Annotated in this window: 17 protein-coding genes; 11 read left to right on the forward strand and 6 right to left on the reverse strand. The window is 60.0% G+C overall.

Going from position 1 to position 22458, the window contains the following annotated elements:
* Positions 1 to 27: 27 nt before the first annotated feature.
* The 4 genes from QUE41_RS06090 to QUE41_RS06105 form a co-directional block, all read right to left on the reverse strand.
* Positions 28 to 1467, reverse strand: coding sequence for a PepSY-associated TM helix domain-containing protein (locus tag QUE41_RS06090; RefSeq protein ID WP_286341994.1), 1440 nt, complete (start codon positions 1465 to 1467; stop codon positions 28 to 30).
* Positions 1467 to 2033, reverse strand: a complete 567-nt coding sequence (locus QUE41_RS06095) for a hypothetical protein (protein WP_286341995.1) — start codon at positions 2031 to 2033, stop codon at positions 1467 to 1469. The genes QUE41_RS06090 and QUE41_RS06095 overlap by 1 nt, the downstream gene beginning before the upstream one ends.
* Positions 2023 to 4155 (reverse strand): TonB-dependent siderophore receptor, encoded by a 2133-nt coding sequence (locus QUE41_RS06100; RefSeq protein WP_286341996.1) that lies wholly within the window; start codon positions 4153 to 4155, stop codon positions 2023 to 2025. The genes QUE41_RS06095 and QUE41_RS06100 overlap by 11 nt, the downstream gene beginning before the upstream one ends.
* A 337-nt stretch (positions 4156 to 4492) precedes the next feature.
* Complete coding sequence (locus tag QUE41_RS06105) at positions 4493 to 4855, reverse strand: four helix bundle protein (RefSeq protein WP_286341997.1); 363 nt, start codon at positions 4853 to 4855, stop codon at positions 4493 to 4495.
* A 463-nt stretch (positions 4856 to 5318) separates the two neighbouring features.
* Here QUE41_RS06105 and QUE41_RS06110 point away from each other — a divergent pair, with 463 nt between their 5' ends.
* Positions 5319 to 6356 carry an IS110 family RNA-guided transposase gene (locus QUE41_RS06110; RefSeq protein WP_286341021.1) on the forward strand — a complete coding sequence of 346 codons (1038 nt, stop codon included), beginning with the start codon at positions 5319 to 5321 and terminating at the stop codon, positions 6354 to 6356.
* Positions 6357 to 7423: 1067 nt separating this feature from the next.
* On the opposite strand, the gene QUE41_RS06115 is transcribed toward QUE41_RS06110, so the two are convergent.
* On the reverse strand, positions 7424 to 8731 hold the full coding sequence (locus QUE41_RS06115) for a dicarboxylate/amino acid:cation symporter (RefSeq protein WP_286341998.1): 1308 nt from the start codon (positions 8729 to 8731) through the stop codon (positions 7424 to 7426).
* Positions 8732 to 9070: 339 nt separating this feature from the next.
* Between QUE41_RS06115 and QUE41_RS06120 the strand changes: the two genes are divergently transcribed.
* A complete protein-coding gene (locus tag QUE41_RS06120) occupies positions 9071 to 12205 on the forward strand; it encodes an invasin (protein WP_286341999.1) in 3135 nt (1044 codons plus the stop codon).
* Positions 12206 to 12870: 665 nt separating this feature from the next.
* On the opposite strand, the gene dusC is transcribed toward QUE41_RS06120, so the two are convergent.
* On the reverse strand, positions 12871 to 13857 hold the full coding sequence (dusC, locus tag QUE41_RS06125; protein WP_286342000.1) for a tRNA dihydrouridine(16) synthase DusC: 987 nt from the start codon (positions 13855 to 13857) through the stop codon (positions 12871 to 12873).
* A 225-nt stretch (positions 13858 to 14082) separates the two neighbouring features.
* Between dusC and QUE41_RS06130 the strand changes: the two genes are divergently transcribed.
* From QUE41_RS06130 to QUE41_RS06170, 9 genes are all read left to right on the forward strand, one after another.
* On the forward strand, positions 14083 to 14511 hold the full coding sequence (locus QUE41_RS06130; protein ID WP_286342001.1) for an HvfA family oxazolone/thioamide-modified RiPP metallophore: 429 nt from the start codon (positions 14083 to 14085) through the stop codon (positions 14509 to 14511).
* A 372-nt stretch (positions 14512 to 14883) separates the two neighbouring features.
* Positions 14884 to 15714: an HvfB family MNIO-type RiPP peptide maturase gene (locus QUE41_RS06135; RefSeq protein WP_286342002.1), complete on the forward strand. Its 831-nt coding sequence runs from the start codon at positions 14884 to 14886 to the stop codon at positions 15712 to 15714.
* A complete protein-coding gene (locus tag QUE41_RS06140; RefSeq protein ID WP_286342003.1) occupies positions 15711 to 16454 on the forward strand; it encodes an HvfC family RiPP maturation protein in 744 nt (247 codons plus the stop codon). Before QUE41_RS06135 ends, QUE41_RS06140 begins: the two co-directional genes overlap by 4 nt.
* 159 nt (positions 16455 to 16613) lie before the next feature.
* Positions 16614 to 17009 (forward strand): response regulator, encoded by a 396-nt coding sequence (locus QUE41_RS06145; RefSeq protein WP_051215809.1) that lies wholly within the window; start codon positions 16614 to 16616, stop codon positions 17007 to 17009.
* Between the two features lie 122 nt (positions 17010 to 17131).
* Positions 17132 to 17677, forward strand: a complete 546-nt coding sequence (apt, locus tag QUE41_RS06150; RefSeq protein WP_286342004.1) for an adenine phosphoribosyltransferase — start codon at positions 17132 to 17134, stop codon at positions 17675 to 17677.
* A gap of 112 nt (positions 17678 to 17789) precedes the next feature.
* Positions 17790 to 20207 carry a DNA polymerase III subunit gamma/tau gene (gene dnaX, locus QUE41_RS06155; RefSeq protein WP_286342005.1) on the forward strand — a complete coding sequence of 806 codons (2418 nt, stop codon included), beginning with the start codon at positions 17790 to 17792 and terminating at the stop codon, positions 20205 to 20207.
* A 234-nt stretch (positions 20208 to 20441) separates the two neighbouring features.
* On the forward strand, positions 20442 to 20771 hold the full coding sequence (locus QUE41_RS06160) for a YbaB/EbfC family nucleoid-associated protein (protein WP_028108078.1): 330 nt from the start codon (positions 20442 to 20444) through the stop codon (positions 20769 to 20771).
* On the forward strand, positions 20771 to 21370 hold the full coding sequence (gene recR, locus QUE41_RS06165) for a recombination mediator RecR (RefSeq protein WP_286342006.1): 600 nt from the start codon (positions 20771 to 20773) through the stop codon (positions 21368 to 21370). The genes QUE41_RS06160 and recR overlap by 1 nt, the downstream gene beginning before the upstream one ends.
* Positions 21371 to 21546: 176 nt before the next feature.
* Positions 21547 to 22392, forward strand: a complete 846-nt coding sequence (locus QUE41_RS06170) for a hypothetical protein (protein ID WP_286342007.1) — start codon at positions 21547 to 21549, stop codon at positions 22390 to 22392.
* Positions 22393 to 22458: the final 66 nt, after the last annotated feature.

Consider the following 22458-nt stretch of genomic DNA (forward strand, 5'->3'; position numbering starts at 1 on the left):
AAGGGCTCCCTCGGGAGCCCTTGTTGATCATGGCGTGTCGGTGGAGGGGGTGGCTTCGATGGCGGGCCACAGCTTTTTGCGGGTACGCCACAGCAGCCAGAAGGCGCTGGCGGCCATCCCCAGGTTCAGCGCCAGGGCGGCGCCGTTCTGAGTCCAGCCCGGGTGTTTAAGGCCGTAGCTGAGCAGCAGGGCCAGAATCCCCAGGGCCAGCAGTCGTTGCAGGCGTCTGTGAGGCACTCTCTGCTGCACCGAGGCCCACAGCAGGGTCAGCCCCAGGGTGAACAGCAGCACCCCCAGTGGCGGAGTGCCCAGGCCATGCTCCATGGCCGCGGCCACCACCAGGGCCAGGGGCGTCCCCCACACCCAACCGGCCCACAGGCTCTGCAGGCGCACACTGCGGGGCGTCTTTCTCAGCCACAGGTTGATGCCGGAGACACAGACCACGGTCAGCGACAGTCCCATCACCAGGTAGAGCAGCTTGATGGGCAGGCCGCCGAAATGGCCAAAGTGGAGCCGGTAGACCGAGTAGATCAGCTGGCGGCCCCAGGGGCCGTCAGACATCCCCTGTTTGCCCAGGTAGTTGCCAGAGGTGTCGAAGAAGTAGTTCTCCGAGTAGATCAGCCGTCCCGGCAGGCTGGCGGCCACCTCGATGTACTGGCTGCGCTGGTTAGGATCTTGCCAGATCAGGTAGATGGGGCTGGCTTGCGGCGCTTCGGTGGCCAAGGTGTTCAGGATGCGGTCCAGGTTGACCGGGGCGGGCTCCTGGTCCAGTACCGGGTCGGAACCATACACCTGGTCGATAAGCGCCTGCTGGTTACCCTGGTATTTCAGCGGTACCGCCAGGGCCAGCAGCAGCAGTACTACGCCGAAGAAGGCGCCGGTCAGGGCGATCATCAGGTGGAAGGGCAGGCCCCAGACCGACAGCCGGTTGTGCAGGTCGACCTGCCCCTGGGGGCCGCGGCTGCCAAAGCGGGCCCGAAAGGCGTCCTTGAACAGGCGGCGATAGCTCAGCAGCCCTGAGAGGGTCAGGCCCAGCATCAGCACCCCGAGGATCCCCACCAGGGTAATCCCCAGTTGGCCGGGTACCAGCAGATGGGTGTGCAGCTCTGCCAGGGTGTGAACCGCGCCTTCATTGACGTCGGGGCCCCGGGCACCGTTTGGTTCCAGCCAGTATTCGGTGTCTCCGGCGGTGAGGTGGCCCCTGGGCTGCTCCTCTCGGGGAAACACCAGCCATACCCGTTCGGGCACCTCTTCGGTGGCCTCCATGAAGTCATCCAGGGCCCGTTGGCCTGAGGCCGCAGGCAACTGTGAGTACTCACTCACTTCGGGTTGTTGCCAGCGCTCCCACTCCGCCTGAGTCACCAGCAGGGTGCCGGAGAGGCAGAGGATGTAGAGCAGCGCCGCGATCAGCAGGCCGACTCGGGTGTGGGACAGGGCCAGTTGTTTTTGAAAGTCTCGGACACTCATTACATGACTCCCCAATAGAGGCCCAGGCTCACCAGCGCCAGGGCACCGAGTGACAGGGATTTCTTCAGGTGGCTGTCTCCCATGGTGACCCAGACGGTCACCACAGCCCAGAGCAGGGGAAACAGCAGTGAGGCCACCACCATGCGATTGACCTGGTCCATGGGCATCAGGCTGCACAGGGCCAGGGTGATCAGCGCCGCGGCGGGTGCCCCCAGCAGGATGGCGTTGGCACTGGCGGCGGCCAGACGTTTTTTCGAGGCGCCAACCGGTTGGGGCGGGCGAGGCTGTGGGACCTTGGCAGAGAGCTTCTGTCTGCCCAGCATTGCCAGGCTCCAGGTGCACAGAGACAGGGTGGTGAGCTGATAGATGACGCCAAACTCCGGACCGGCGTGCATGACCCAAAGCGGGGTGGCCAGGGCAATGGCGCCCCAACCACCCCACAACAGTGCGCTGTGTTTGCTGATCTGGCACCAGTGGCGCCAGATCAGCAAGCTGCCCAGGATCATCAGCCCAAGGGCCGGCAGTGCCGGCCCGGGCAGGGGCATCATCAAGGGGTTAGAAGACATACTTGATGCGACCGTTGATGGTGCGCTCATCTCCGGGGAAGCAGTCGCCACGGTAGAGACAGGTGGCGTAGTACTCCTTGTCGGTGAGGTTGCGCACGTTGAGGGTGAAATCCCACTGCTCCAACTCATAACCGACCATCAGGTCCATCAGGGTGTAGGAGGGGGTCTTGTACAGATCGGCGCCGTCGTAGCTGCTGCCCATGTAGCGCACACCAAGGCCGGACTTGAAGCCGTCCAGGGCCGCCGGGCGATAGCCAACCCAGGTGGAGGCCTGGTACTCGGGCACACTGGCCAGGCGGAAGCCGTTGGGATCTTCGGTGTCCAGCTTGCTGGCATTCAGCTCGACGGTGAACTCACCCAGCTCCACGAAGCTTTCCAGCTCCAGCCCGGTGATCTTGGCCACCCCTTTCTGCTGCTGGTACTCGCCAATCTGAGACAGAGGGTCGGACAGGTTGCTCTGTTCGATGTCGAACCAGGCCAGGGTTACCAGGGCTGGGAAGTTGTTGGGCTGATACTTCAGGCCCACTTCAAGCTGTTCGCCCTCCTGGGGTTTGAGCGGATTGCCCCGACCGTCGTCACCAATCACAGGGTCGAAGGACTCGGCGTAGCTGACGTAGGGGGCAAAGCCGTTATCGAAGTTGTAGATCAGGCCGGCACTGAAGCTGTAGGCGTCGTCGCTTTGCTTGGCGTTGGTCGCCTCGGTTTCGGTGTCGTCGTAGCGCAGCCCCAGGGTCAGGCTCCAGTTTTCCAGGGAGATCTGGTCGCTGATGTAGATCCCCAGATCGGTGCTGTTGGTGCTGGGCTGGTACTGATATTTGCTCATCAGCAGCTCCATGGGAGGCAGGTTGCTGCCGTACACCGGATTGAAGGGGTTCTGCCAGTAGGTGTCACCATACTGTTGGAATTCCGTGCCTGGGGCACCCAGGCCTCGAATTCGGGAAAAGTCGTTATCTGTTGTGACGTCCTGGTACTGGATGCCCATCAGCAGTTCATGTTCCAGGGCGCCGGTCTCGAAGCTGCCGAACAGGCGGATATCACCGGCGGTCTGGCGGGAGCTGGCGTCACTGATGTAGAAGGTGCGCGGGGTCAGGCCATCTTTGTAGAGGCTGCCATCGGGCAGGGTAATGAACCGGTCTGCGCCCATCACCAGTGGGTTGCTGGTGGGCAGGAAGGTGGTCCAGGCCTGGTTGTAATCGGCCTCGGCGTCGGTGTAGCGGCCGGTGAAGCCCAGACGCCAGTAGTCGTTCAGATCCAGGCTGGCCAGGATGGTGGTGGACAGGGTTTCGGCGTCGTAGTTGTTGAAGTCCGGATCGCCCACATTGGTGCTGGCGTCGATCTTCTTGCCGTTGGGGGAGGGCAGCAGGGTGCCAACCATGGGCAGAAACTGAGCGGCAGGATCGCTGTCGGTCTTGGTGTAGTTCACCAGCAGGGTGATCTCGCTGGCGTCGGTGGGGCGCCAGGTGAGGGAGGGGGCGAACACCTTGGTGTTGTCCTCCACATGGTCAATCTGGGAGTCGGAGTCACGCCACAGGCCCACTACCCGGTAGAGCAGGTCGGCGTCGTCGGTGATGGCGCCGGTGGAGTCGAAGGCAAACTGTTTGCGGTCGTGGGTGCCGTACTCAAACACCACCTCGTGACTGGCCACATCCTTGGGCAGCTTGCTGACCACGTTCACCAGACCGCCTGGAGAGCCTTTACCATAGAGTACCGAGGCCGGGCCCTTGAGGATCTCCACCTGCTCCAGGGTGTAGACCTCGGCGCGGGTGTTGTTGTAGTTGCCAAACAGCGACTGCAGGCTGTCCTGGTACTGGGGCACATCCAGGCCGCGGACCTTAATCCAGTCACCCCGGGTGGCGAACCCGTAGGTCTGACCGGTCACACCGGCGCTGTAGTTAAAGGAGTGGTCCAGGGAGAGCACCCCTTTGTCCAGCAGCTGTTGCTGGGTTTCGATGGTGATGGAGCGGGCGGTTTCGATGATGGGGGTATCGGTCTTGGTGGCCGAGTAGCGGTTCAGCTGACCCACCACCTCAATGCGCTCAATGTCCTGCATCTCATCGGCCATTGCGGCGACTGGGGCGGTCAGCAACACACCGCAGGCAGCCCAGCGATAGGAAGGTTTCACAATCAACTCCTTGTAGAAATATTGTAATAATGCTGATAATGAGAGGTATTCTCATTATCACAGAGTCATATGTCAATGGATTTCTGAGTTGGATTCGCAAGGGGGTATGAGTTTTGAGGGGTGACGCAAAATTGAGCGCATCGGAGGCCAGCGAAAGGACAAGGAGGCTGTTTTTACGATGTGATCTAATTTGGGGTTTTCGTGATTTTTGGCCTGGTTATCTCGGCGAGTTGTCGACTTTTTGCTTCACTTTTGATCGCGGGCAAGCGAGAAAAGGTAGTGACCGCTTGGGTTCTGGGGCCCTAGTTTTCCGGCGAGAATAAGCCTTGGCAAGGTGTCAGGCAGACTGATTGCTGGGGCTTAACTGATGGCACTGGGCCAGCAGTTGTTCCACCTGATTGCGCAGAGTTTTCACTTCCTGCAACCAGTTGTGGGTGGTGGCCAGGGGCAGCAGGTTGTGTTCATGGGCCTGTTCAATGTGTACTTGAAGCTCTCCCAAGGCGCCATTGGCGGCGTTGAGACTGGACTCGCACAGAGGTTTGGTTTCGTAGCAGTTGGCCAGGTGACTGGAAACGGCGATCACCGATTTGGACAGCCGCTGCCCCAGATCGGTGTGGAGCTGATTGACCAGGTCGTTGTGCAGGCTGATCACCAGCTGGCAGCTGCGCTCCCATACCCCTAACAGTTGCAGTCGTTGCATTGTTTTTCCCCATTTCCTGCGCCTTCAGAGATCAGTGTAGACAAGGAACCGGTCGCACCGGGGAAACTTAGGGCACATGCAAGTCAGGCTGAATCTTGTGACTGAAAGCGCTTATGGGTGGCCTTTGCTGGTGAGTGACCGTTCACAGACACTGGATCCCGGCGTGCGCCGGGAAGACGATTGTGCGTGTGGGTTGGGGATCGCGTTGTCGCCGGCGGCAGTGGGTGCTGAGAGGTTGTTGATTCGGGTGGGGCTCGGTTCGGTGAGCAGAAAAGTTCCTAGGTGGCCCGGGCTTTGAATCTGGCAGATTCGCACATAGCCAAAACAATCCAGCGGCGCTCCCCTAGCACAGTCACTCCGGCGAACGCCGGAGCCCAGTGATGTGATGGACGCCCCCCTACGATACGGCGTCAAATGCGCCAGAATTAAGTTGCGACACATAATTCAGAGAGGAGCGTCCATCATGTCTATTAAAGCCATTGGAATTGATTTAGCCAAGAGTGTTTTTCAGGTTTGCGTTCTGCTGGAGGATGGCTCCATCCTTTGGAACCGCAAGGTCAAAAGAGAAAAGCTGCTGCACACACTCCTTGAATTCCCAACGGATACACTGGTGGCCATGGAGTCTTGTGCTCGTTCTCACTATTGGGGAAGGCGGCTCCAGCAAGCCGGTTACCAGGTGAAGCTCATCCCCGCACAACATGTAAAACCCATGGTGTCTGCGCAAAAGAACGATGCCAATGATGCGCTGGCCATTTGCGAAGCGGCTTTCCGCCCTAAGTTGCATCCAGTTCCCATAAAGACCATTGAGCAGCAAGACATTAAGGCTCTGCGCTGCGTCCGGCAGAGAATGGTCGACTACAGAACGGCACTGGCCTGTCAGATACGTGGCTTGGCAGGAGAATATGGCGTTAACTTCAGTACCGGGATAAAGCTGTTGAGAAATCAGTTACCCGAATCCGTTGAAGATGGCGATAACGGGTTGAGCTTTGTCATGCGGGGGCTGTTGCTGCGGATGGAGCGGGAGCTCAAGGCTCTGGATGAGGAGATCAAAGCCATAGAGCAGGAGATTCATCAGCTGTGCAAACAGCAACCCCGCTATCAACTTTTGCAGAGCATTCCGGGGTTCGGTCCCATTGTCGCGGCAGCTTTCGTCAGTGAAGTGGGTGACGGCCGACAGTTTTCCAACGGTCGTCAACTGGCGGCTTGGTGTGGCTTGGTTCCAAAGCAGCACAGCACCGGAGGCAAAACCCGGCTGGGCAGCATTACCAAGGCAGGAAACAAGCAACTGCGGGTGCTGTTAATTCACGGGGCAAGAGCGGTCTTCGCTCATGTGGCCAAACGAAATGACAGGCTGGGAAGATGGCTGAGCAATCTGATAGTGCGCCGGGGCAAGCGCAAGGCAATCGTGGCCCTGGCCAATAAACTGGCCCGGATTGCCTGGAGCATGACGGTCAGCGGCAGCCAGTTCGAGTTGAATCACGCTTTCACAGCTTCCAAATAACCACTTCCTCCACTTTAAGAGGGGAATAGAGGGTACCAAGCAACCTGAGTTTGCATAACTTGATGAAAAACGGTTATCCGGCCTGGCAAGAGCCTGACATAAGACCGACAGAGAATGTCGTTCCAGCGTGAAGGTGGTCAGGTTCGGACCACATTGTGGCGCTACCTCTCGAAGGTAATACAGACGCCGGATATACGTCCGCAAACCGATCTCATCAATGTCTTGCAACTGCAGGGGCGTCCATATACGTCTTTGTTCGCGGATGCTTGGGATGGCAAGCTAGCACAGGCCCAATGTAATCCAGCGGTGCTCCCCTTAGCACGGTCACTCAGGCGCACACGGTCGCCCGGCGTCTTTGCTCGTGAGGACTTTGCGGAAATTGAAAGCCACTGGATCCCGGCGTGCGCCGGGAAGACGATTGTGCGTGTGGGTTCGGGAGCGCGCTGTTGCTCGCGGCAGTGCGTTCTGGGAGATTGCTCGATGAAGCAAGGGTACGTGTTTAGCTGAGCTTGCAGGCTCGCACAGGGCTGATGCATTTTTGCGGCGTTCCCCCTCGCACAGTCACTCCGGCGCACACGGTCGCCCAGTGTCTTTGCTCTTGAGGATTCTGCGGAGTTCTAAGGCCACTGGATCCCGGCGTGTGCCGGGAAGACGATTGTGCGTGTGAGTTGGGGAGCGCGTTGTCGCTGGCGGTAGTGGGTGCTGGGAGGTTGGCATTGGAATGCATGAGTTGGCCACCGATTGGTAAAGCTTGCTGAGGCAAGGAGTGTTGTATCTGCCAGGCACGCACGGAGCCGATGCAATTTTGCGGCGCTCCCCCTCGCACAGTCACTCCGGCGCACACGGTCGCCCAGCGTCTTTGTTCGCAGGAACTGGGAGTGTTGTATCCGGCAGGCTCACACTGAGCCAACACAATCCAGCGGCGCTCCCCTTAGCACGGTCACTCCGGCGAACGCCGGAGCCCAGCGTCTTTGTTCAGGTAACTTTGAATGGTGTAACAGGCGGTTCGCTGAACCCCCAGAAAAACAAAAGGGCCCCGCAGGGCCCTTGGTCACGTTAACTGGCGATTAGGCGTTGTCAGCCTTGCGGTCGCCCATCAGGTGAGCACCGGCCAGGGGATCGTGGTAGACGTCGGCTTCAAACTCACCTTCGGACTTGGCCACAATCACGGTAACGGCGGCATCACCGGTGACGTTCACCGCGGTGCGCACCATATCCAGCAGACGGTCCACACCCAGGATCAGGGCGATACCCTCAACAGGCAGGCCTACCTGGTTCAGTACCATGGCCAGCATCACCAGGCCGACGCCGGGTACACCGGCGGTGCCGATGGAGGCCAGGGTGGCGGTGATGATCACCATGATGTAGTCACCAATGGTCAGATCGATGCCAAACACCTGGGCGATAAACACCGTGGCCACACCCTGCATGATGGCGGTACCGTCCATGTTGATGGTGGCACCCAGGGGCAGGGAGAAGGAGCTGATGTTGTTGTGCACACCCAGACGGTAGTTGGCGTTCTCAATGGTAACCGGCAGGGTCGCGTTGGAGCTGGCGGTGGAGAACGCGAACAGCTGAACACTGCGCATCTTCTTCAGGAAGGTGATGGGGTTCAGGCCGGTGGTTACCTTCAGCAGAGTGGGGTAGGTCACCAGGCCGTGGATGAACAGCACCGCCAGTACCAGGAAGAAGTACTTGATGACGCTTCCGAAGGTTTCCAGACCCAGGGTCAGCGCCAGCTTGGCCATCAGGGCGAATACGCCGTAGGGGGCCAGCTGCATCAGGATGGTGACCAGCTTCATCACCACTTCGTTGATGTCTTCGAAGAAGTTACGTACCCGGGCACCACGCTCGCCGCTCTGGCTGATGGCCACACCGAAGATGATGGCGAAGACGATGATCTGCAGCATGGAGCCTTTGGCCATGGCATCGATGGGGTTGCTGGGGACAATGTTCACCAGCACCTGGCTCAGCGGTGGCGCCGCTTTGGCATCAAAGGCCAGGCCTTCTGCCGCCAGGGAGGCGTTGCCAGGCTGCACGATGATGGCTGCGGTGATCGCCAGGGTGATGGCGATGGCGGTGGTGGTCAGGTAGAACGCCAGGGTTTTGCCACCGAGGCGGCCCAGCTTGCCTGGATCAGACAGGGAGGCGGTACCACACACCAGGGATACGAATACCAGGGGGACCACCAGCATCTTCAGCGAGGAAACGAAGATGTTTCCGATAACGCTGAACAGGCCGTCCACCAGATAGGTTTCTACCAGCTCACTGCCTGGGAAAAGGACCCGCAACAATCCGCCGATGGCAATACCGGCGAACATGCCAATCAAAATCTTGGCAGTCAGACCCATTTTCTTTTGCATTTTTTCAGACATGCAACTTCCTTCATTCGGTTCTCTTTTTTATTTGCGGCCTAAGCCTAGCAGGAACTTTGCAGCGGAAAAAAGGGGGTAAATGTAGAAATCTGCAATCTCAATGGGTTGATATTGCTTTGATGATGGTTCGGGGTGGCAAACTCGTTGTGAGTGATTAGTCTTAAGGTTGTCGGGATGCTAAGGAGTGGTGTCCCCGGTGTGACAGGGAGTCCCACAATGGATTTTGTCATTCGTCAGATTTTTGTCTCTTTTTTTCTGATTTTGTTGGTGAGTTGCGGAGGTGGGGATGGCCTCGAGGAGGGCAGTGCAGAGGAATCCCCTGCCACGTATGCCCTGAGTTTGCAACTGCTTAATGGGTCAGGACAGCAGGTTGAGCAGTTTTTTTCCAGTGAAGAGTTGCAGCTGGTTGCTCGCCTGAGCTCTGTCAGAGGAAGCGTTGCTTCCAGAGATCTCAGCATTGAGATCAGCGGCTCCAAGATGGAGACTGCGCTCTCTTACCAGCTTTCCACCAATGGCGCCGGGGAGGCCAGGGTCACCCTGGCTGCGGGCAGCCTCAAAGGGCAGGGGGAGGTCCGGGGCAGCTATGGCACCCAGGCCCAAGTGAGCACCCCCTTTGATGCCCAAACCCTGAATCTCGAGCTGACCCTTACCGATACTCAGGGCCAGCCTCTGCAGACCCTCTCTTCCACCCAGCCCGGTCAGCTTCGGGCGCACCTGACCGATGATGGCCAGCCTCTGGCCGACACCCTGGTGAGCTTTACCCTGGGCGAGGTGGGGGCGATGACCCCCTCCATGGGCACCGCCCTGACCGACGCTGAAGGCATCGCCAGTGTCACCCTGCTGGCGGGCAGCGACGCCGGTGCGGGCCTGGTGCACGGCGCGGTCAGCATAGAGGGTACGGTGCTAAGCCGATCCCTGGCCTTTGCCACCTTAGGAGAGGAGAGTGCCGGCGAGACCGCAGGCGGGGAGCAGTTGCAGCTGTCGCTGGTAAGCAGCCAGAGTGGCGCGGCCACCAGTCAGATCTCCGCCTCGGACCCCGGATTGATTCAGGTGCAGTTGCTCGATGCTTCTCAGCAGCCTGTAATGGGACGGGTGGTGAGCTTCAGCACCACCCTGGGCCAGTTTCTGCCTGCCAGCGCCACCGCCCTGACCGACAGCAACGGCCGCGCCAGCATCTTGCTCAAGGCGGGTAGCGTGCAGGGGGCTGCGGAGGTGGAGGCCAGCTTCGATTCGGTGACCAGCCGCCTGGGCTTTGTCACCCTGGGGGATGAGATTGACCCCAGCTCGGTGGTGCCGGAAATTGCCCTGGCCCTGTATGACTGCAGCGCAGCTTCGGGCTGGGATCGCAGCGCCCGCAATTTCGAGGTGTGCCAGGCCACCTCCAACATCACCAATACCCAGCCCGGGATCATCGCCATTACTCTGACCCAAAGCGGCAGCGACCAGCCCCTGGCCCAGCGGCTGGTGACCGCGTCCACTACCTTGGGGGCCATCAGCCCGGCGGCAGGCACCGCCATCACCGATGCCCAGGGGCGGGCCCTGCTGGATCTCTATGCCAATGGCGACCTCGGCGCCGGCGAGCTGACCGTGGGCATCGCCAACCAGTCCCAGCAACTGGCGTTTGAGGTGGGCAGGGTGAGCGTCAGCCTGTCGGTCAGCAATTCCCTGGATAGCCAGACCTTGCCCGCCGGCGGCAGCGCCATCATCCGGGTGGAAACCCTGAATCCGGATGGCTCCCTGGCGGTGGACCAGCCGCTTGAGCTGGAGCTCAGCTCCCAGTGCGCCGCGGCCGGGCTGGCGGTCATCGACTCCCCGGTGACCACGGTGGCCGGAGTGGGGCTGGCCACCTACCTGGCACAGGGATGTCAGGGCGAGGACAGGATCAGCGTCAGTGCCCAGACCGGTGGCAGCACCGTGGTGGGCCAGACCCTGGTACAGGTGGCGGACGCGGCCATCGGCTCGCTGCAGTTTGTCTCGGCCGAGCCCGGCTTGCTGGCGCTCAAAGGCAGTGGCGGCATCCAGGGGGCCGGGGTGCGCTCCGAAACCGCCCTGGTCAGTTTCCGGCTGCTGGACCAGTCCGGTGCGGCGGCGACCCAGGAGAAGGTGTGCTTCGAGCTCTCCACCGAGGTGGGTGGTTTGACCCTAAGCCCCGAGCCTCTGCCGCAGGATCTGGCGGATTGTCCCAATGTGCCTGAAGGCACCTCGGATCTCAGCCGCTTCGCCGTGGGTTACTCCAACGGTGAGGGGGTGGTGTCGGTGACCGTGGGCGCCGGGGATGTGCCGACTCAGGTGAAGGTGTTTGCGGTGTGGGCCGGCAGCGACAGTGGCGGTCACCCTGCGGTGGTGTCGAACCTCTCCGATGCCCTGGTGGTGACCACGGGGCTGGCGGACGACAACAGCCTCTCCCTGAGCGCCAGCGTGCTCAATCCCGAGGCCTGGGAGTTCGACGGTGAACAGGTGCTGCTGACCATGATGGCGGCGGATCACTTCAATAACCCGGTCCCGGACGGCACCATGGTGGTGTTTACCACCGAGGGGGGCGCCATCGATGCCAGTTGTGAAACCGGCCCCAAGGATGACCGCCCCAACCCCGAGGGGGCCTGTCAGGTGGCCTGGCGCAGCCAGAGCCCAAGGCCCTTTGCCTCAACCCCCGTCAGCTGTCCCGATGCTTCCCTGCCTCCCTGTCTGGGGGCCACCATGGCCGATCACGTCAGTGGCCAGGACTCCATCATCGCCGAGCCCAGGCCCGGGCGCGCCTCGGTGATGGTGCGGCTCATTGGCGAAGAGAGCTTCGTGGATCTTAATGGCAACGGGGTGTTTGATGGCGCGCCGGAGACCTTTGTCGACCGCACCGAGGCGTTCCGGGATGACAATGAGGATGAGCACTATCGTAACTACAGCACCGATGGCTTGAGCGTGAGTGGGGCGGTGCCCGCCGGGGCCGTGGAGGAGGAGTTCTTCGACTATGACAATGATGGTCAGTTTGATGGCGTGGATGGCCTCTATACCGGCCTGCTTTGCCACGGGGATGCGGCGGCTCAGTGCGTGGATACCGGGTTGGATCCTCAGCACGCCCAATTGATGCTGTGGCGTAACCTGACTCTGGTGATGTCCGGCAGTGTACCCTTTGGCAAACTGCGTCAGGTGGGCAGCGGCGGCGCGCTCGAGAACGTCAGTCAGTTGGATCTGGTGAGCAACGCCAGTCAGTCAGTGCTGCTGTTCCTCTCTGATGAGAACAACAACCCGCTGCCCTACGGCACCACCATCACCGCATCCGCCTCCAACGGTGAGCTGGTGGGGGTGACCGAATACAGCGTGGGCAGCACCAACAGCCTGATTCCCATGGCCTTTGGCTTTACCGTCGAGCAGGAGACCAGCCCCAATGAGCGCACCCTGGGCAGCCTGTTTATTACGGTGACCACCCCCAAGGGCAGTCCGGCCTCCTTCTCGGTGTCGGTGCTGGACGGCGGGTAGAAGCCTCTCGAAAGTGGTTGGCTATATATAGTGGGATCAGGGGCAAAAACTGCCCACGAAGTTTGAGCTGCATCGGGAGGGCCACCTCCCGGTGTGGGCTCGGGCTTACGGACTTGGGGCAGACAGGTTCGTAATCAGTCGATTCAATCCTGCGGCGCTCCCTCTAGCACAGTCACTCCGGCGAACGCCGGAGCCCAGTGTCTTTGATTTTTAGGACTTTGCGGTGGTTGAAAGACACTGGATCCCGGCGTGCGCCGGGAAGACGATTGTGCGTGTTGGCAGGGGAGCGCGTTGTCGCTGGCGAATGTGGGTGCTGAGAGAGTGTTGAATCAAAGCGATTTATTTAGCTGAATTTGCAGACTCGCATGATGCTGACGCAATTCTGCGGCGTTCCCCCTCGCACAGTCGCTCCGGTGTGCGCGGTCACCCAGCGTCTTTGCTCACAGGAACTGGGAATGTTGTATCTAGCCGATTCGCACAGAGCTGGCTTAACCCTGCGGCGCTCCCCCTAGCACAGTCACTCCGGCGAACGCCGGAGCCCAGTGTCTTTAGGTCGCGGAGTCTGGGTATGCTCCGGAAACAGTTCCTGTCCGACTCAAAGGCACCCCCTCAGTTTTCTAAATCCCCCAACAAAAAAGGAGAGCCGCGGCTCTCCTTTTCTCTCTTTATATAGAGGGGAACACCGGCTCGCCCTTCTGCTCCAGTTCGAACGCTCTATCCTGCTCCCGCTTGAGCAACTCGACGATGGCGTCGACGCAGCGCAGAACTCGCAGCTCCACGAAGAAGGGCTCCGCCTCTGGGTATTGCATCAGGATATAGCGCAGCCACTGCTTAACGCGGTTGGGGAAGTAGATGGACTTCTCTCCGCTGATCTCCCGCTCTGCGTAATCGGCCATCAGCGCCGCCACCTGCGACCAGGAGTAGGCGGACTCGGTGCCGCGCACCACGTTGGCCAGGTTGGGCACCGCCAGGGCGCCGCGGCCCAGCATGATGTCTTCACAGCCACTCAGTTGCTGACAGGCCAGGGCATCGGCCCGGTTCCAGATTTCCCCGTTGGCGATCACCGGAATGGACAGCGCTTTGGCGATGGGGGCGATGGCGGTCCACTTTATTCGTTCGGCCCGGTAGCCATCCTCTTTGGTGCGGGCGTGAACTACCAGCTCTGCGGCACCGCCGCTGGCGGCGGCATCGGCGATCTCCATGGCTCTGTCGCCGCTGTCCCAGCCCAAGCGAACCTTGGCGGTGACCGGCAGATGAGCGGGCACGGCGGCGCGTACCTGGCGGACCACCTGGTGGATCTGTTCCGGGGTTTTCAGCATTACCGCGCCACCATTGGAGCGGTTGACCGATTTGGCGGGACAGCCGAAGTTCAGATCGATGCCTGGCGAGCCTAACTCCGCGGCCACCGCGGCGTTTTCGGCCATCCACTGTGGGTGCTGTCCCAGCAATTGAACTCGCACCGGGGTGCCGGCCAGGGTTTTCCCCCCCTGATCCAACTCGGGACAGAGACGGCGAAATACCTTTGCCGGCAGCAGCTGTTCCACCACCCGAACGAATTCGGTGACGCACAAATCGTAACTGTTTATCTCTGTGAACACTTGCCGCATCAGGGGATCCATCACCCCTTCCATCGGCGCCAGAATCACTCTCATAGCCCGCCAAACCCACTTCTATCAAGGCGCGACAGTGTACCAGCACCTTGAGGTTGCATCATCCCTAACAGGATAAAACCGGCTTGAAAACCGGCAAGATCAAAAAAAGTTGTTATATTGTGAAATAGATCCTGAGGTCGCTGGGTCTATTCTCGTAAGCCAGCGAACTACGGCGCTGGGTTAACAATGGTTTAAAAATCGAAGATATAGAGAAGGAAGCTTAAGATGAATACTATGAAGAAAACCACTGTTGCTGCAGCTTTGGGTCTGTGTGTAGCTGGCGTATCCATGGGCGCTGCGGCGGCCGATACCAACCCCTTTGCCGCTCAGGAACTGACCGCGGGTTACCAGCTGGACGGTGACAAGCACAAAGAAGGTAAGTGTGGCGAAGGTAAGTGCGGCGGCGAGTCCAAGGGTAAAGAGGGCAAGTGCGGCGAAGGTAAGTGCGGCGGCGAGTCCAAAGGTAAAGAGGGCAAGTGCGGCGAAGGTAAGTGCGGCGGCGAGTCCAAGGGTAAAGAGGGCAAGTGCGGCGAAGGTAAGTGCGGCGGCGAGTCCAAGGCCAAAGAGGGCAAGTGCGGCGAAGGTAAGTGCGGCGGCGAGTCCAAGTCCAAAGAGGGCAAGTGTGGCGAAGGTAAGTGCGGTGGCGCTGCCTAAGGTCCCAGCCTGACCTAACCTCAGAGAAAGGCTGGCGTTTGCCAGCCTTCTCATTAGGGTCTGTAGACCTTCGCTGATTGCTTTTGCGCCAGAAGCACTTTGATGTGTTGATGACTATCGAGTTTCGCGAAGGCATCTTGATGATATAAGCGATACTGGCGCCCTGCGGGGCTGGACTGACGACGACCACTCTGTGTCGCTCGATTTTGACGTAGGACCACTATGCCTGCAATCGAGCTCCGTGATTGCTCGCCGTCATCCTCAGCCAAAAATTTACCACCGAAGATCAACAGACCCTAGGCGATGGAAACCAGATTCATATGGATTAATGTTGCAGTCAGCCTTAATCCATAGGATCAGAAGGAGAGCAGTATGATTTCAGGGGCCGGACTCGGTTTAAAGCGTGAAATGGTGGATGAGTTTATCCAGGATGGTGTACCGCCTTCGGTGAACTTCCTGGAGGTGGCGCCGGAAAACTGGATGAAGGTGCCGCCTAAGCTGGCGCGCAAGTTCAAGGCCCTGACGGAGCAGTACCCCTTCGTCTGCCACGGCCTGTCCCTCTCCATCGGCGCCCCGGCGCCTCTGGATGTGGGGTTTGTGAAGCAGGTTAAGGTGTTTCTCGACACCTATGGCATCGACCTCTACTCCGAGCACCTGAGCTACTGCTCCGGCAATGCCCATATGTACGACCTGATGCCCATCCCCTTCACCGAGGAAGCGGTCACCCATGTGGCTGAGCGCATCCGCACCGTGCAGGAGATCATTGAGCGCCCTCTGATCATCGAAAACGTCTCCTACTACGCCGAACCCGGCGCCACCATGGATGAGGTCAGCTTCATCAATGCGGTGCTGGCGGAGAGCGACTGTAAGCTGCTGCTGGATGTGAACAACATCTATGTGAACAGCATCAACCACAAATACGATGCCGACGCCTTCCTCGAAGGGATCGATGGCAGCCGCACCGCTTACTATCATGTGGCCGGTCACTACCGTCAGGCCGATGATTTCGTGGTGGACACCCATGGCGCGCCGGTGATCGACCCTGTGTGGCGATTGCTGCAGCGGGCCTACGAGCTGCATGGCATCCACCCCACCTTGCTGGAGCGGGACTTTAACCTGCCCCAGACTCGCGAACTGGTCGCCGAAATCGACCGCATTCACCAGATTGCCGACCAGGTTAAAGGGGTCAAGGAGAGCGCATGATCGATTTCAAATCCCGCCAACAAGCCTTTATGGCCCACATTCGCGATCCCAACAACCCGGCGCCCGAGGGGATTCCTGCCGAGCGGATGGCGGTCTACCGAGAGCTGATGCTCAACAACATCGGCAACTTTGTCGACAGTGGCTTTCCTGTACTCAAGTCTCTGTATCAGGAGGCGGACTGGGCCGAGCTGAGGGAGGCGTTTTTCGCCGCCCACGACAGTCACTCCCCGCTGTTTGTGGACATCGCCGCCGAGTTCCTGTTGTTCCTGCAGGGCTGGCAGCATCGCCACTGCGATCCTCACTACCTGGAAGCCCTGGCGGCCTATGAGTACCTGGAGCTGAAGCTGGATGTGATGCCCGAAGCCCTGCACCAGCAAGCGTTGTCGGTGAACGACGATCTCTATCAGGTGCCGCTGCTGCTCAATCAGGTGGTTGAGATTGGCGAATATGACTATCCGGTCCATCAGGTGTCTGAACACAACCGGGATGTGGATCCAGCGCACACCCTGCTGCTGGTGTACCGCAACCTGGATCTGGATATCGCCTTTATGGCGATCAACCCCATGACTCAGGCCCTTCTGGCCAAGCTGGATGCCACTCAGCCCATCTCCACGGAAGCGCTGATCCTGTCGATGCAGGGGCAGTTCCCTCAGTTTGAGCCGCAAGTGATCGAGCAGGGCGTGATCCAGATCCTGGGTCAGATGGCCCGCGCCGGGGTGGTGGTCAAACCTTGTTCATGATTTGAGAGTCCACGCGAGCTTGTTGTGAATTTGGCGGGAAACTGTTTCAAACATATTCCAATTTCGCCGAATCTGCTTCTTTGGTTGTGATCTTAAGCACACCATCCTGGGTGCGGGTTACGTAGACTGCGCTCAGGATTAAAGAGTCGGGTGTGGATTATGACCAAACACATTTTAGTGGTGGACGATAACCCCGGCAGCCGGGCGAGGATCCAGGAGGTCCTGACGGCGGCAGGGATGTCAGTGGTGACAGCAGACAACGGCATGCAGGCGTTGCTTGCGGCCAAGAGTACCAAGTTCGACGGTGTGGTGACCGATCAGGTGATGCCCATGATGGATGGGTGCCACCTGTGCCGGATGCTTCGCGAGATCCCTGCGTTTAAGCAGGTGCCCATCATCCTGTTAACTACCGAGGCCGGGCCGGCCTTTCAGGAGGAGATGGAGGAGTGCGGAGTACCGGTGTGGATGGAAAAACCACTTACGGAACAAAAGCTCGCGTTAATTGCGGCGGAAATGTTACATCCGTCTGTTGCAACCAAAACTAAAGCTGCTTAAGCTATAGCCGAAAAAGGTAGTAGTCATAAAAGGCCCATCTGCTGAACCTTATTTCAGCGCAGTGGGCTTTTTTGTTGTTTTTTTGCCGTCGCATCTGCGGCGAAATGGTAAGCCCTTTAACCATGAACCAAGATAAACTGACGCTGATCAAAAACAGCATCAAAACCGTTCCAGATTACCCCAAGCCAGGCATCATGTTCCGTGATGTGACCTCCCTGATGGAGGATGCCGAGGCCTACAACGCGTCTATCGACCTGTTCGTCGAGAAGTTCCGCGATTGTGGCATCACCAAGATCGTGGGCACCGAAGCTCGCGGCTTCCTGTTTGGTGCGCCTCTGGCCATCGCTCTGGGTGTGGGTTTTGTTCCTGTACGTAAGCCGGGCAAACTGCCCCGCAAGACCATCGGCCAGTCCTATGAACTGGAATATGGTCAGGACACCCTGGAACTGCACGTTGATGCCATTGAAGCCGGTGACAAGGTCCTGGTAGTGGACGACCTGCTGGCCACCGGTGGCACCATCGAAGCCACCGTGAAGCTGATCCGCTCCCTGGGCGGTGAAGTGGAACACTCCGCTTTTGTTATCTCCCTGCCTGACCTGGGCGGTGAGCAGAAGCTGGAAGCGCTGGGTCTGACCATCACCAAACTCTGCGAGTTTGACGGAGATTGATGGTCGACTAGCTAAGCCGGGCATTGAGCCCGGCTTTTTTGTACCTGGGTTCCCGTGATAGCATCAACCTCTTAACGAAGCATCGCCTTCGAAGGATTTTACGGGACATACCATGGCTTATCAGGTTCTGGCGCGTAAGTGGCGCCCGGCCAGTTTTAAAGAGGTGGTTGGTCAGCAGCATGTGCTTAAGGCACTGACCAACGCCCTGGAGCAGGACCGCCTGCACCACGCATACCTTTTCACCGGCACCCGCGGGGTGGGCAAAACCAGTATCGCCCGTCTGTTCGCTAAAGGGCTGAATTGCGAACAGGGGGTAACCGCCAACCCTTGCGGTCAGTGTGCCGCCTGCCAGGAGATCGCCCAGGGTCGTTTTGTCGACCTCATGGAGATCGACGCCGCGTCTCGCACCAAGGTGGATGACACCCGCGAGATCCTGGACAACGTCCAGTACCAGCCGGTGCGTGGCCGCTTCAAGGTGTACCTCATCGATGAGGTGCACATGCTGTCCCGACACAGTTTCAATGCGCTGCTCAAGACCCTTGAGGAGCCGCCTCCGCACGTCAAATTCCTGTTGGCCACCACGGATCCGCAGAAGCTGCCGGTCACCGTGCTCTCCCGCTGCCTGCAGTTCAACCTCAAGAGCCTGCCCGCCGAGCGCATCGCCGAGCATCTGAGCCGGGTGTTGCAGGCGGAGTCTGTGCCCTTTGTCCCCGAGGCGATCAACCTGCTGGCCAAGGCCGCCGAGGGCAGTGTCCGCGATGCCATGAGCCTGACTGATCAGGCCATTGCCCACGGCAATGGCGATCTGGCTTTGGCCGAGGTTCAATCGATGCTGGGCACCCTGGACGCCAGCTACAGCCTGCGGTTGCTGCAGGCCCTGGTGGCCGGAGACCTGGCCGCCATGATGGCGACCCTGGAGGAGATCGACCAGTTTGCCCCGGATTATGACGACCTGCTGAAACAGCTGCTGGAGTTACTTCATGCCCTGGCGATGACCCAGTTCTCCGTCAATGCGGCCCGGCTTCAGGAGCAGGGAGCGGCGCTGTTGCCCCTGGCCAGCCGCCTGAGTCGAGAGCAGGTGCAGCTGTGGTACCAGATGCTGGCAGAGGGGCGCCGGGACTTGACCCTGGCACCGGATCCGCGCAGTGGCCTGGAGATGACCCTGCTGCGTACCCTGGCCTTCTCTCCGGTGACTGAGGTTCCGCCTCTGTCACCGACTTTGACCGAGCAGCCGGCGGCCATTGCGCCCCAGGCGCCCATGGCTCAGGTTGCGCCTGCGCCCCAGCCTCAGCCCGCCCAGGTGGGCAGCAGCGATCCGGATGTCCTGGCTGCGGAGCAGCAGATGCTGCTGGACCAGGCGGAGCAGCTTCGGGGTGCACCGACGGCAGAGGTTGAGCCCCAAGCTCCCGCTCAGGCCACAGTGCCTGAGACAACCGAGCAGCCCGAGTCTCAGATGGAAGCGCCCCAGCCCAGTGAGTCGCAGGCCGAGGCCCCTGTGGTGGACGCCCCTCAGCCAGTGTCTGAGCCAGCGCCCGAGCCGCAGGATGTTCAGCCGCCACAGAGCGGTGCCCCTGAGGTCGCGCCGACCCAGGAGCCCGCGGCGACCGGTGGACCCATGAGCCTGGTGGAGCGAGCCCTGGCCAACCGGGAACGCCTCAGCCAGATGGGTCAGGCCGAGGAGCAGGAATCAAAAAAGCCGACGCCCCTGGTGAGCGCGGCTCCCAGGGGAGGCAAGGCCGCTAGCCCCAAGCCCGAGCAGGCAGAGCCTGCCGCAGATCACAAGGCAGAGGCTGTCATTCAAAGTGGGGACAGCCCAGAGCCAGAGAAGCCTGTGGCCGAAGTTGCCCAAGCTGAGCCTGCCCAGGAGGCCTATGCCCCGGAGTCCATCCCCCTGGAGGCCTATGGCGACTATGGCAGCCAATCTCAGCCACAGGAGAGGGCGCCTCACCACGAAGCGGTGATGACCCAACCCAAGGCTGAAGAGGTGACCACTCAGCCCAAGGCTGAGGTGGTGGCCCCGCCGCAGCCTCAGGCCCCTGAGGCAACCGTGCAGCCGCCATCAGCGCAAGCCGAGACGCCAGCACGCCAAGCTGCGGCACCGGTGTCACCGGCGCAGCAGGCCAGTGACGGCCCGGCGCCATCGGGCAATCCGGAGGATCTGGCTTGGTATCAGGCAATTTTTGACCTGGGCGTGGCCGCCCGGGCCAGGCAGCTGGCGATCAACTCGCTGATGCAGAAGCAGGAAAACCGGGTCACCCTGTTGCTCAAGCCCGAGCAGCGCCACCTGATGCACAAGAGCGTGATGGGGCAGATCCAGGAGAAGATGGTGGCCCTGTGGCAGCAGCCCATCGAGCTGGAGGTGGAGATCGGTGAGCTGCCCGGGCGGGAGACGCCACTGGATATTCGCCGTCGCCTGCACCGTGAGCGCCTGGCCCAGGCCAAGGTCACTCTGCTGGAAGACCCCAGTGTCAGCTGGCTGATGGAAGAATTTGACGCACAACTCATCGATGAATCGATCAGTTATAAATAAACTTAGCTAACGGGAACGAATCCGTTAACATACGGCCCTTAATACCAGCGTCATTAAGTAAGTGGTCAACCTAGGGCGCCGGAGAAATTGTTCCAATCAAGGCGTGGGGCGCAACTGCTGGTTGTTCTAACAGTAAGCCCCGCAACGTAGAGTGGAGCAATTTAAGCAAGCCATAGTGATCAATTACTTAGTGAAGTTGGTATCAAGCTTCAACCAGTAAAGAGAGAACCGAATATGTTTGGTAAAGGTGGTATGGGCAACCTGATGAAGCAGGCCCAGCAGATGCAAGAGAAGATGCAAGCGGCTCAGGCTGAGATCGCGGCCATGGAAGTGACCGGTGAAGCGGGCGCGGGCATGGTCAAGGTCACCATGACTGGTAGCCACAGCGTTCGTCGCGTTGAGATCGACCCCTCCCTGATGGAGGATGAGGTTGAGATGCTGGAAGATCTGATCGCCGCAGCCTGCAACGACGCAGCCCGTCGTGTGGAGGAGACCTCCAAAGAGAAGATGGCTGCCCTGACCGGCGGCATGGGTCTGCCCCCAGGCTTTAAGATGCCCTTCTAATGAAGTTCAGTCCCCTGGTCGATGACCTGATCAAAAGCCTGCAGTGCCTGCCTGGTGTGGGTCCACGTTCGGCGCAGAGGATGACATTCCAGTTGCTGGAGCGGGACAGGGCGGCCGGCCATAAGCTGGGCGAGGCTCTGTCCAAGGCGATGGCGGACGTGGGCCACTGTGGCCGCTGCCGCACCTTCACCGAGGAGCCTCTGTGCCCCGTGTGCGCCAACCCCAAACGGGGCGAGTCCGGTCAGGTCTGTGTGGTGGAGTCACCGGCAGACGTACTGGCCATCGAGACCAGCGGTCAGTATGACGGTCGCTACTTTGTGCTGATGGGGCACCTGTCGCCCCTGGATGGCCTGGGTCCCGATGAGATTGGCCTGGACAAGCTTGAAGCGCTGATCCGCGAGGAGACGCCCAAGGAGCTGATCCTGGCCACCAACCCCACGGTTGAGGGGGAGGCCACCGCCCAGTACATCGCTGACATGTGCAAAGGCAGCGGCATCCGCGTCAGTCGCATCGCCCACGGCGTGCCCGTAGGTGGTGAGCTGGAGTATGTGGATGGCACCACACTGGCCCTCTCCTTGAGTGGCCGCCGCGAACTCTAGAGATGGCTGACAGAAGTTTCAGCCTTGTCTGACAGCAGCTGTATAAAAAATCCCGCCCGTTGTGGCGGGATTTTTATTGGGGAACTACACTCAAGCCCATACAGAGATACATCTATTAAAACTCTATAACTATGGGTTGCTTAGGCACCCGCCCATGCTGGATTCATGGGAATAATATGGATTTTCGGGTAATGGACGACGACGTACTTTTCGACCTGATCGAGCAGGCCTACGACAGTGCCATCGATGGTCAGTGGAATGGCCTGCTGGATCGCATCTCTCCCGCCTTTGGCGGTTCCAAAGTGTTTCTTTCTGCCACCCGCGAGCCCGGACAGGGGCAGCATATGATCTGCACCACCCATGGTCTTGAGGATCTGCTTCAGGGCTACATGAGGCAGATCCATCTCGACCCCTGCTTTCAGGTGGTGATGCAACGCCCCGATGAGGCGCTGTGCATGAGCGACAGGATCAAGCCCCGCCTCGAAGCCAGTCCCGTATACCGCTGGTACCGGGAGATGGAGGCGGATCATGCCATTGGCCGGGTCTACCCGGTCAAGGAGTTGTCCGCCCTGTTTGCCATTAATCGGACTGCGCGCCAGCGTCAGTACAATGCCGGCGAGCAGGCGGGGTTCAGAGTGCTGTCATCCCATGTGGGCGGGGCGGTGCGCACTGCCCGGGCTCTGGCGGATCAGGTGCATCAGAGGCTGTGTCAGTGGGACGCGGACAAGGTCAATAATGATGCCGCCCTGGCCATAGTGCGCGCCGATGGCAGCCCGGTGTTCATGAGCCGGGCCATGGAGCAGTTGCTGGAGAGCGATGGGCCGCTGCGCTGGTTTCGGGGCTGCCTGAAACTCAAGGACCCCTGGCACGATCTGATTCTGGCCCGGGCCCACCTGCTGGCGGTGAACACCAAAGTAACCCGTCGCTTTGGCAGTTCCATTCCCGTGGGCGAGCGCCGGATGCAGGTGATCCCCCTGTCCGCCTCCGTCTATGAAAACGCCAGCCTGTGGCTGATCTCCTAGCGGTGACCGTCCGGCTCTGGACGACGATGCCAGGGCCGCCGCTCGCTGATGTACAACGGCCCTCCC

Source organism: Ferrimonas sp. YFM (assembly GCF_030296015.1).
Lineage (GTDB): Bacteria > Pseudomonadota > Gammaproteobacteria > Enterobacterales > Shewanellaceae > Ferrimonas.

What these genes read in the sequence shown, in the direction of transcription:
- QUE41_RS06090 (WP_286341994.1), bottom strand. Translation starts at nt 1,467, where the DNA reads ATGAGTGTCCGAGACTTTCAAAAACAACTGGCCCTGTCCCACACCCGA.
- QUE41_RS06095 (WP_286341995.1), bottom strand. Translation starts at nt 2,033, where the DNA reads ATGTCTTCTAACCCCTTGATGATGCCCCTGCCCGGGCCGGCACTGCCG.
- QUE41_RS06105 (WP_286341997.1), bottom strand. Translation starts at nt 4,855, where the DNA reads ATGCAACGACTGCAACTGTTAGGGGTATGGGAGCGCAGCTGCCAGCTG.
- QUE41_RS06110 (WP_286341021.1), top strand. Translation starts at nt 5,319, where the DNA reads ATGTCTATTAAAGCCATTGGAATTGATTTAGCCAAGAGTGTTTTTCAG.
- QUE41_RS06115 (WP_286341998.1), bottom strand. Translation starts at nt 8,731, where the DNA reads ATGTCTGAAAAAATGCAAAAGAAAATGGGTCTGACTGCCAAGATTTTG.
- dusC (WP_286342000.1), bottom strand. Translation starts at nt 13,857, where the DNA reads ATGAGAGTGATTCTGGCGCCGATGGAAGGGGTGATGGATCCCCTGATG.
- QUE41_RS06130 (WP_286342001.1), top strand. Translation starts at nt 14,083, where the DNA reads ATGAATACTATGAAGAAAACCACTGTTGCTGCAGCTTTGGGTCTGTGT.
- QUE41_RS06135 (WP_286342002.1), top strand. Translation starts at nt 14,884, where the DNA reads ATGATTTCAGGGGCCGGACTCGGTTTAAAGCGTGAAATGGTGGATGAG.
- QUE41_RS06140 (WP_286342003.1), top strand. Translation starts at nt 15,711, where the DNA reads ATGATCGATTTCAAATCCCGCCAACAAGCCTTTATGGCCCACATTCGC.
- QUE41_RS06145 (WP_051215809.1), top strand. Translation starts at nt 16,614, where the DNA reads ATGACCAAACACATTTTAGTGGTGGACGATAACCCCGGCAGCCGGGCG.
- apt (WP_286342004.1), top strand. Translation starts at nt 17,132, where the DNA reads ATGAACCAAGATAAACTGACGCTGATCAAAAACAGCATCAAAACCGTT.
- dnaX (WP_286342005.1), top strand. Translation starts at nt 17,790, where the DNA reads ATGGCTTATCAGGTTCTGGCGCGTAAGTGGCGCCCGGCCAGTTTTAAA.
- QUE41_RS06160 (WP_028108078.1), top strand. Translation starts at nt 20,442, where the DNA reads ATGTTTGGTAAAGGTGGTATGGGCAACCTGATGAAGCAGGCCCAGCAG.
- recR (WP_286342006.1), top strand. Translation starts at nt 20,771, where the DNA reads ATGAAGTTCAGTCCCCTGGTCGATGACCTGATCAAAAGCCTGCAGTGC.
- QUE41_RS06170 (WP_286342007.1), top strand. Translation starts at nt 21,547, where the DNA reads ATGGATTTTCGGGTAATGGACGACGACGTACTTTTCGACCTGATCGAG.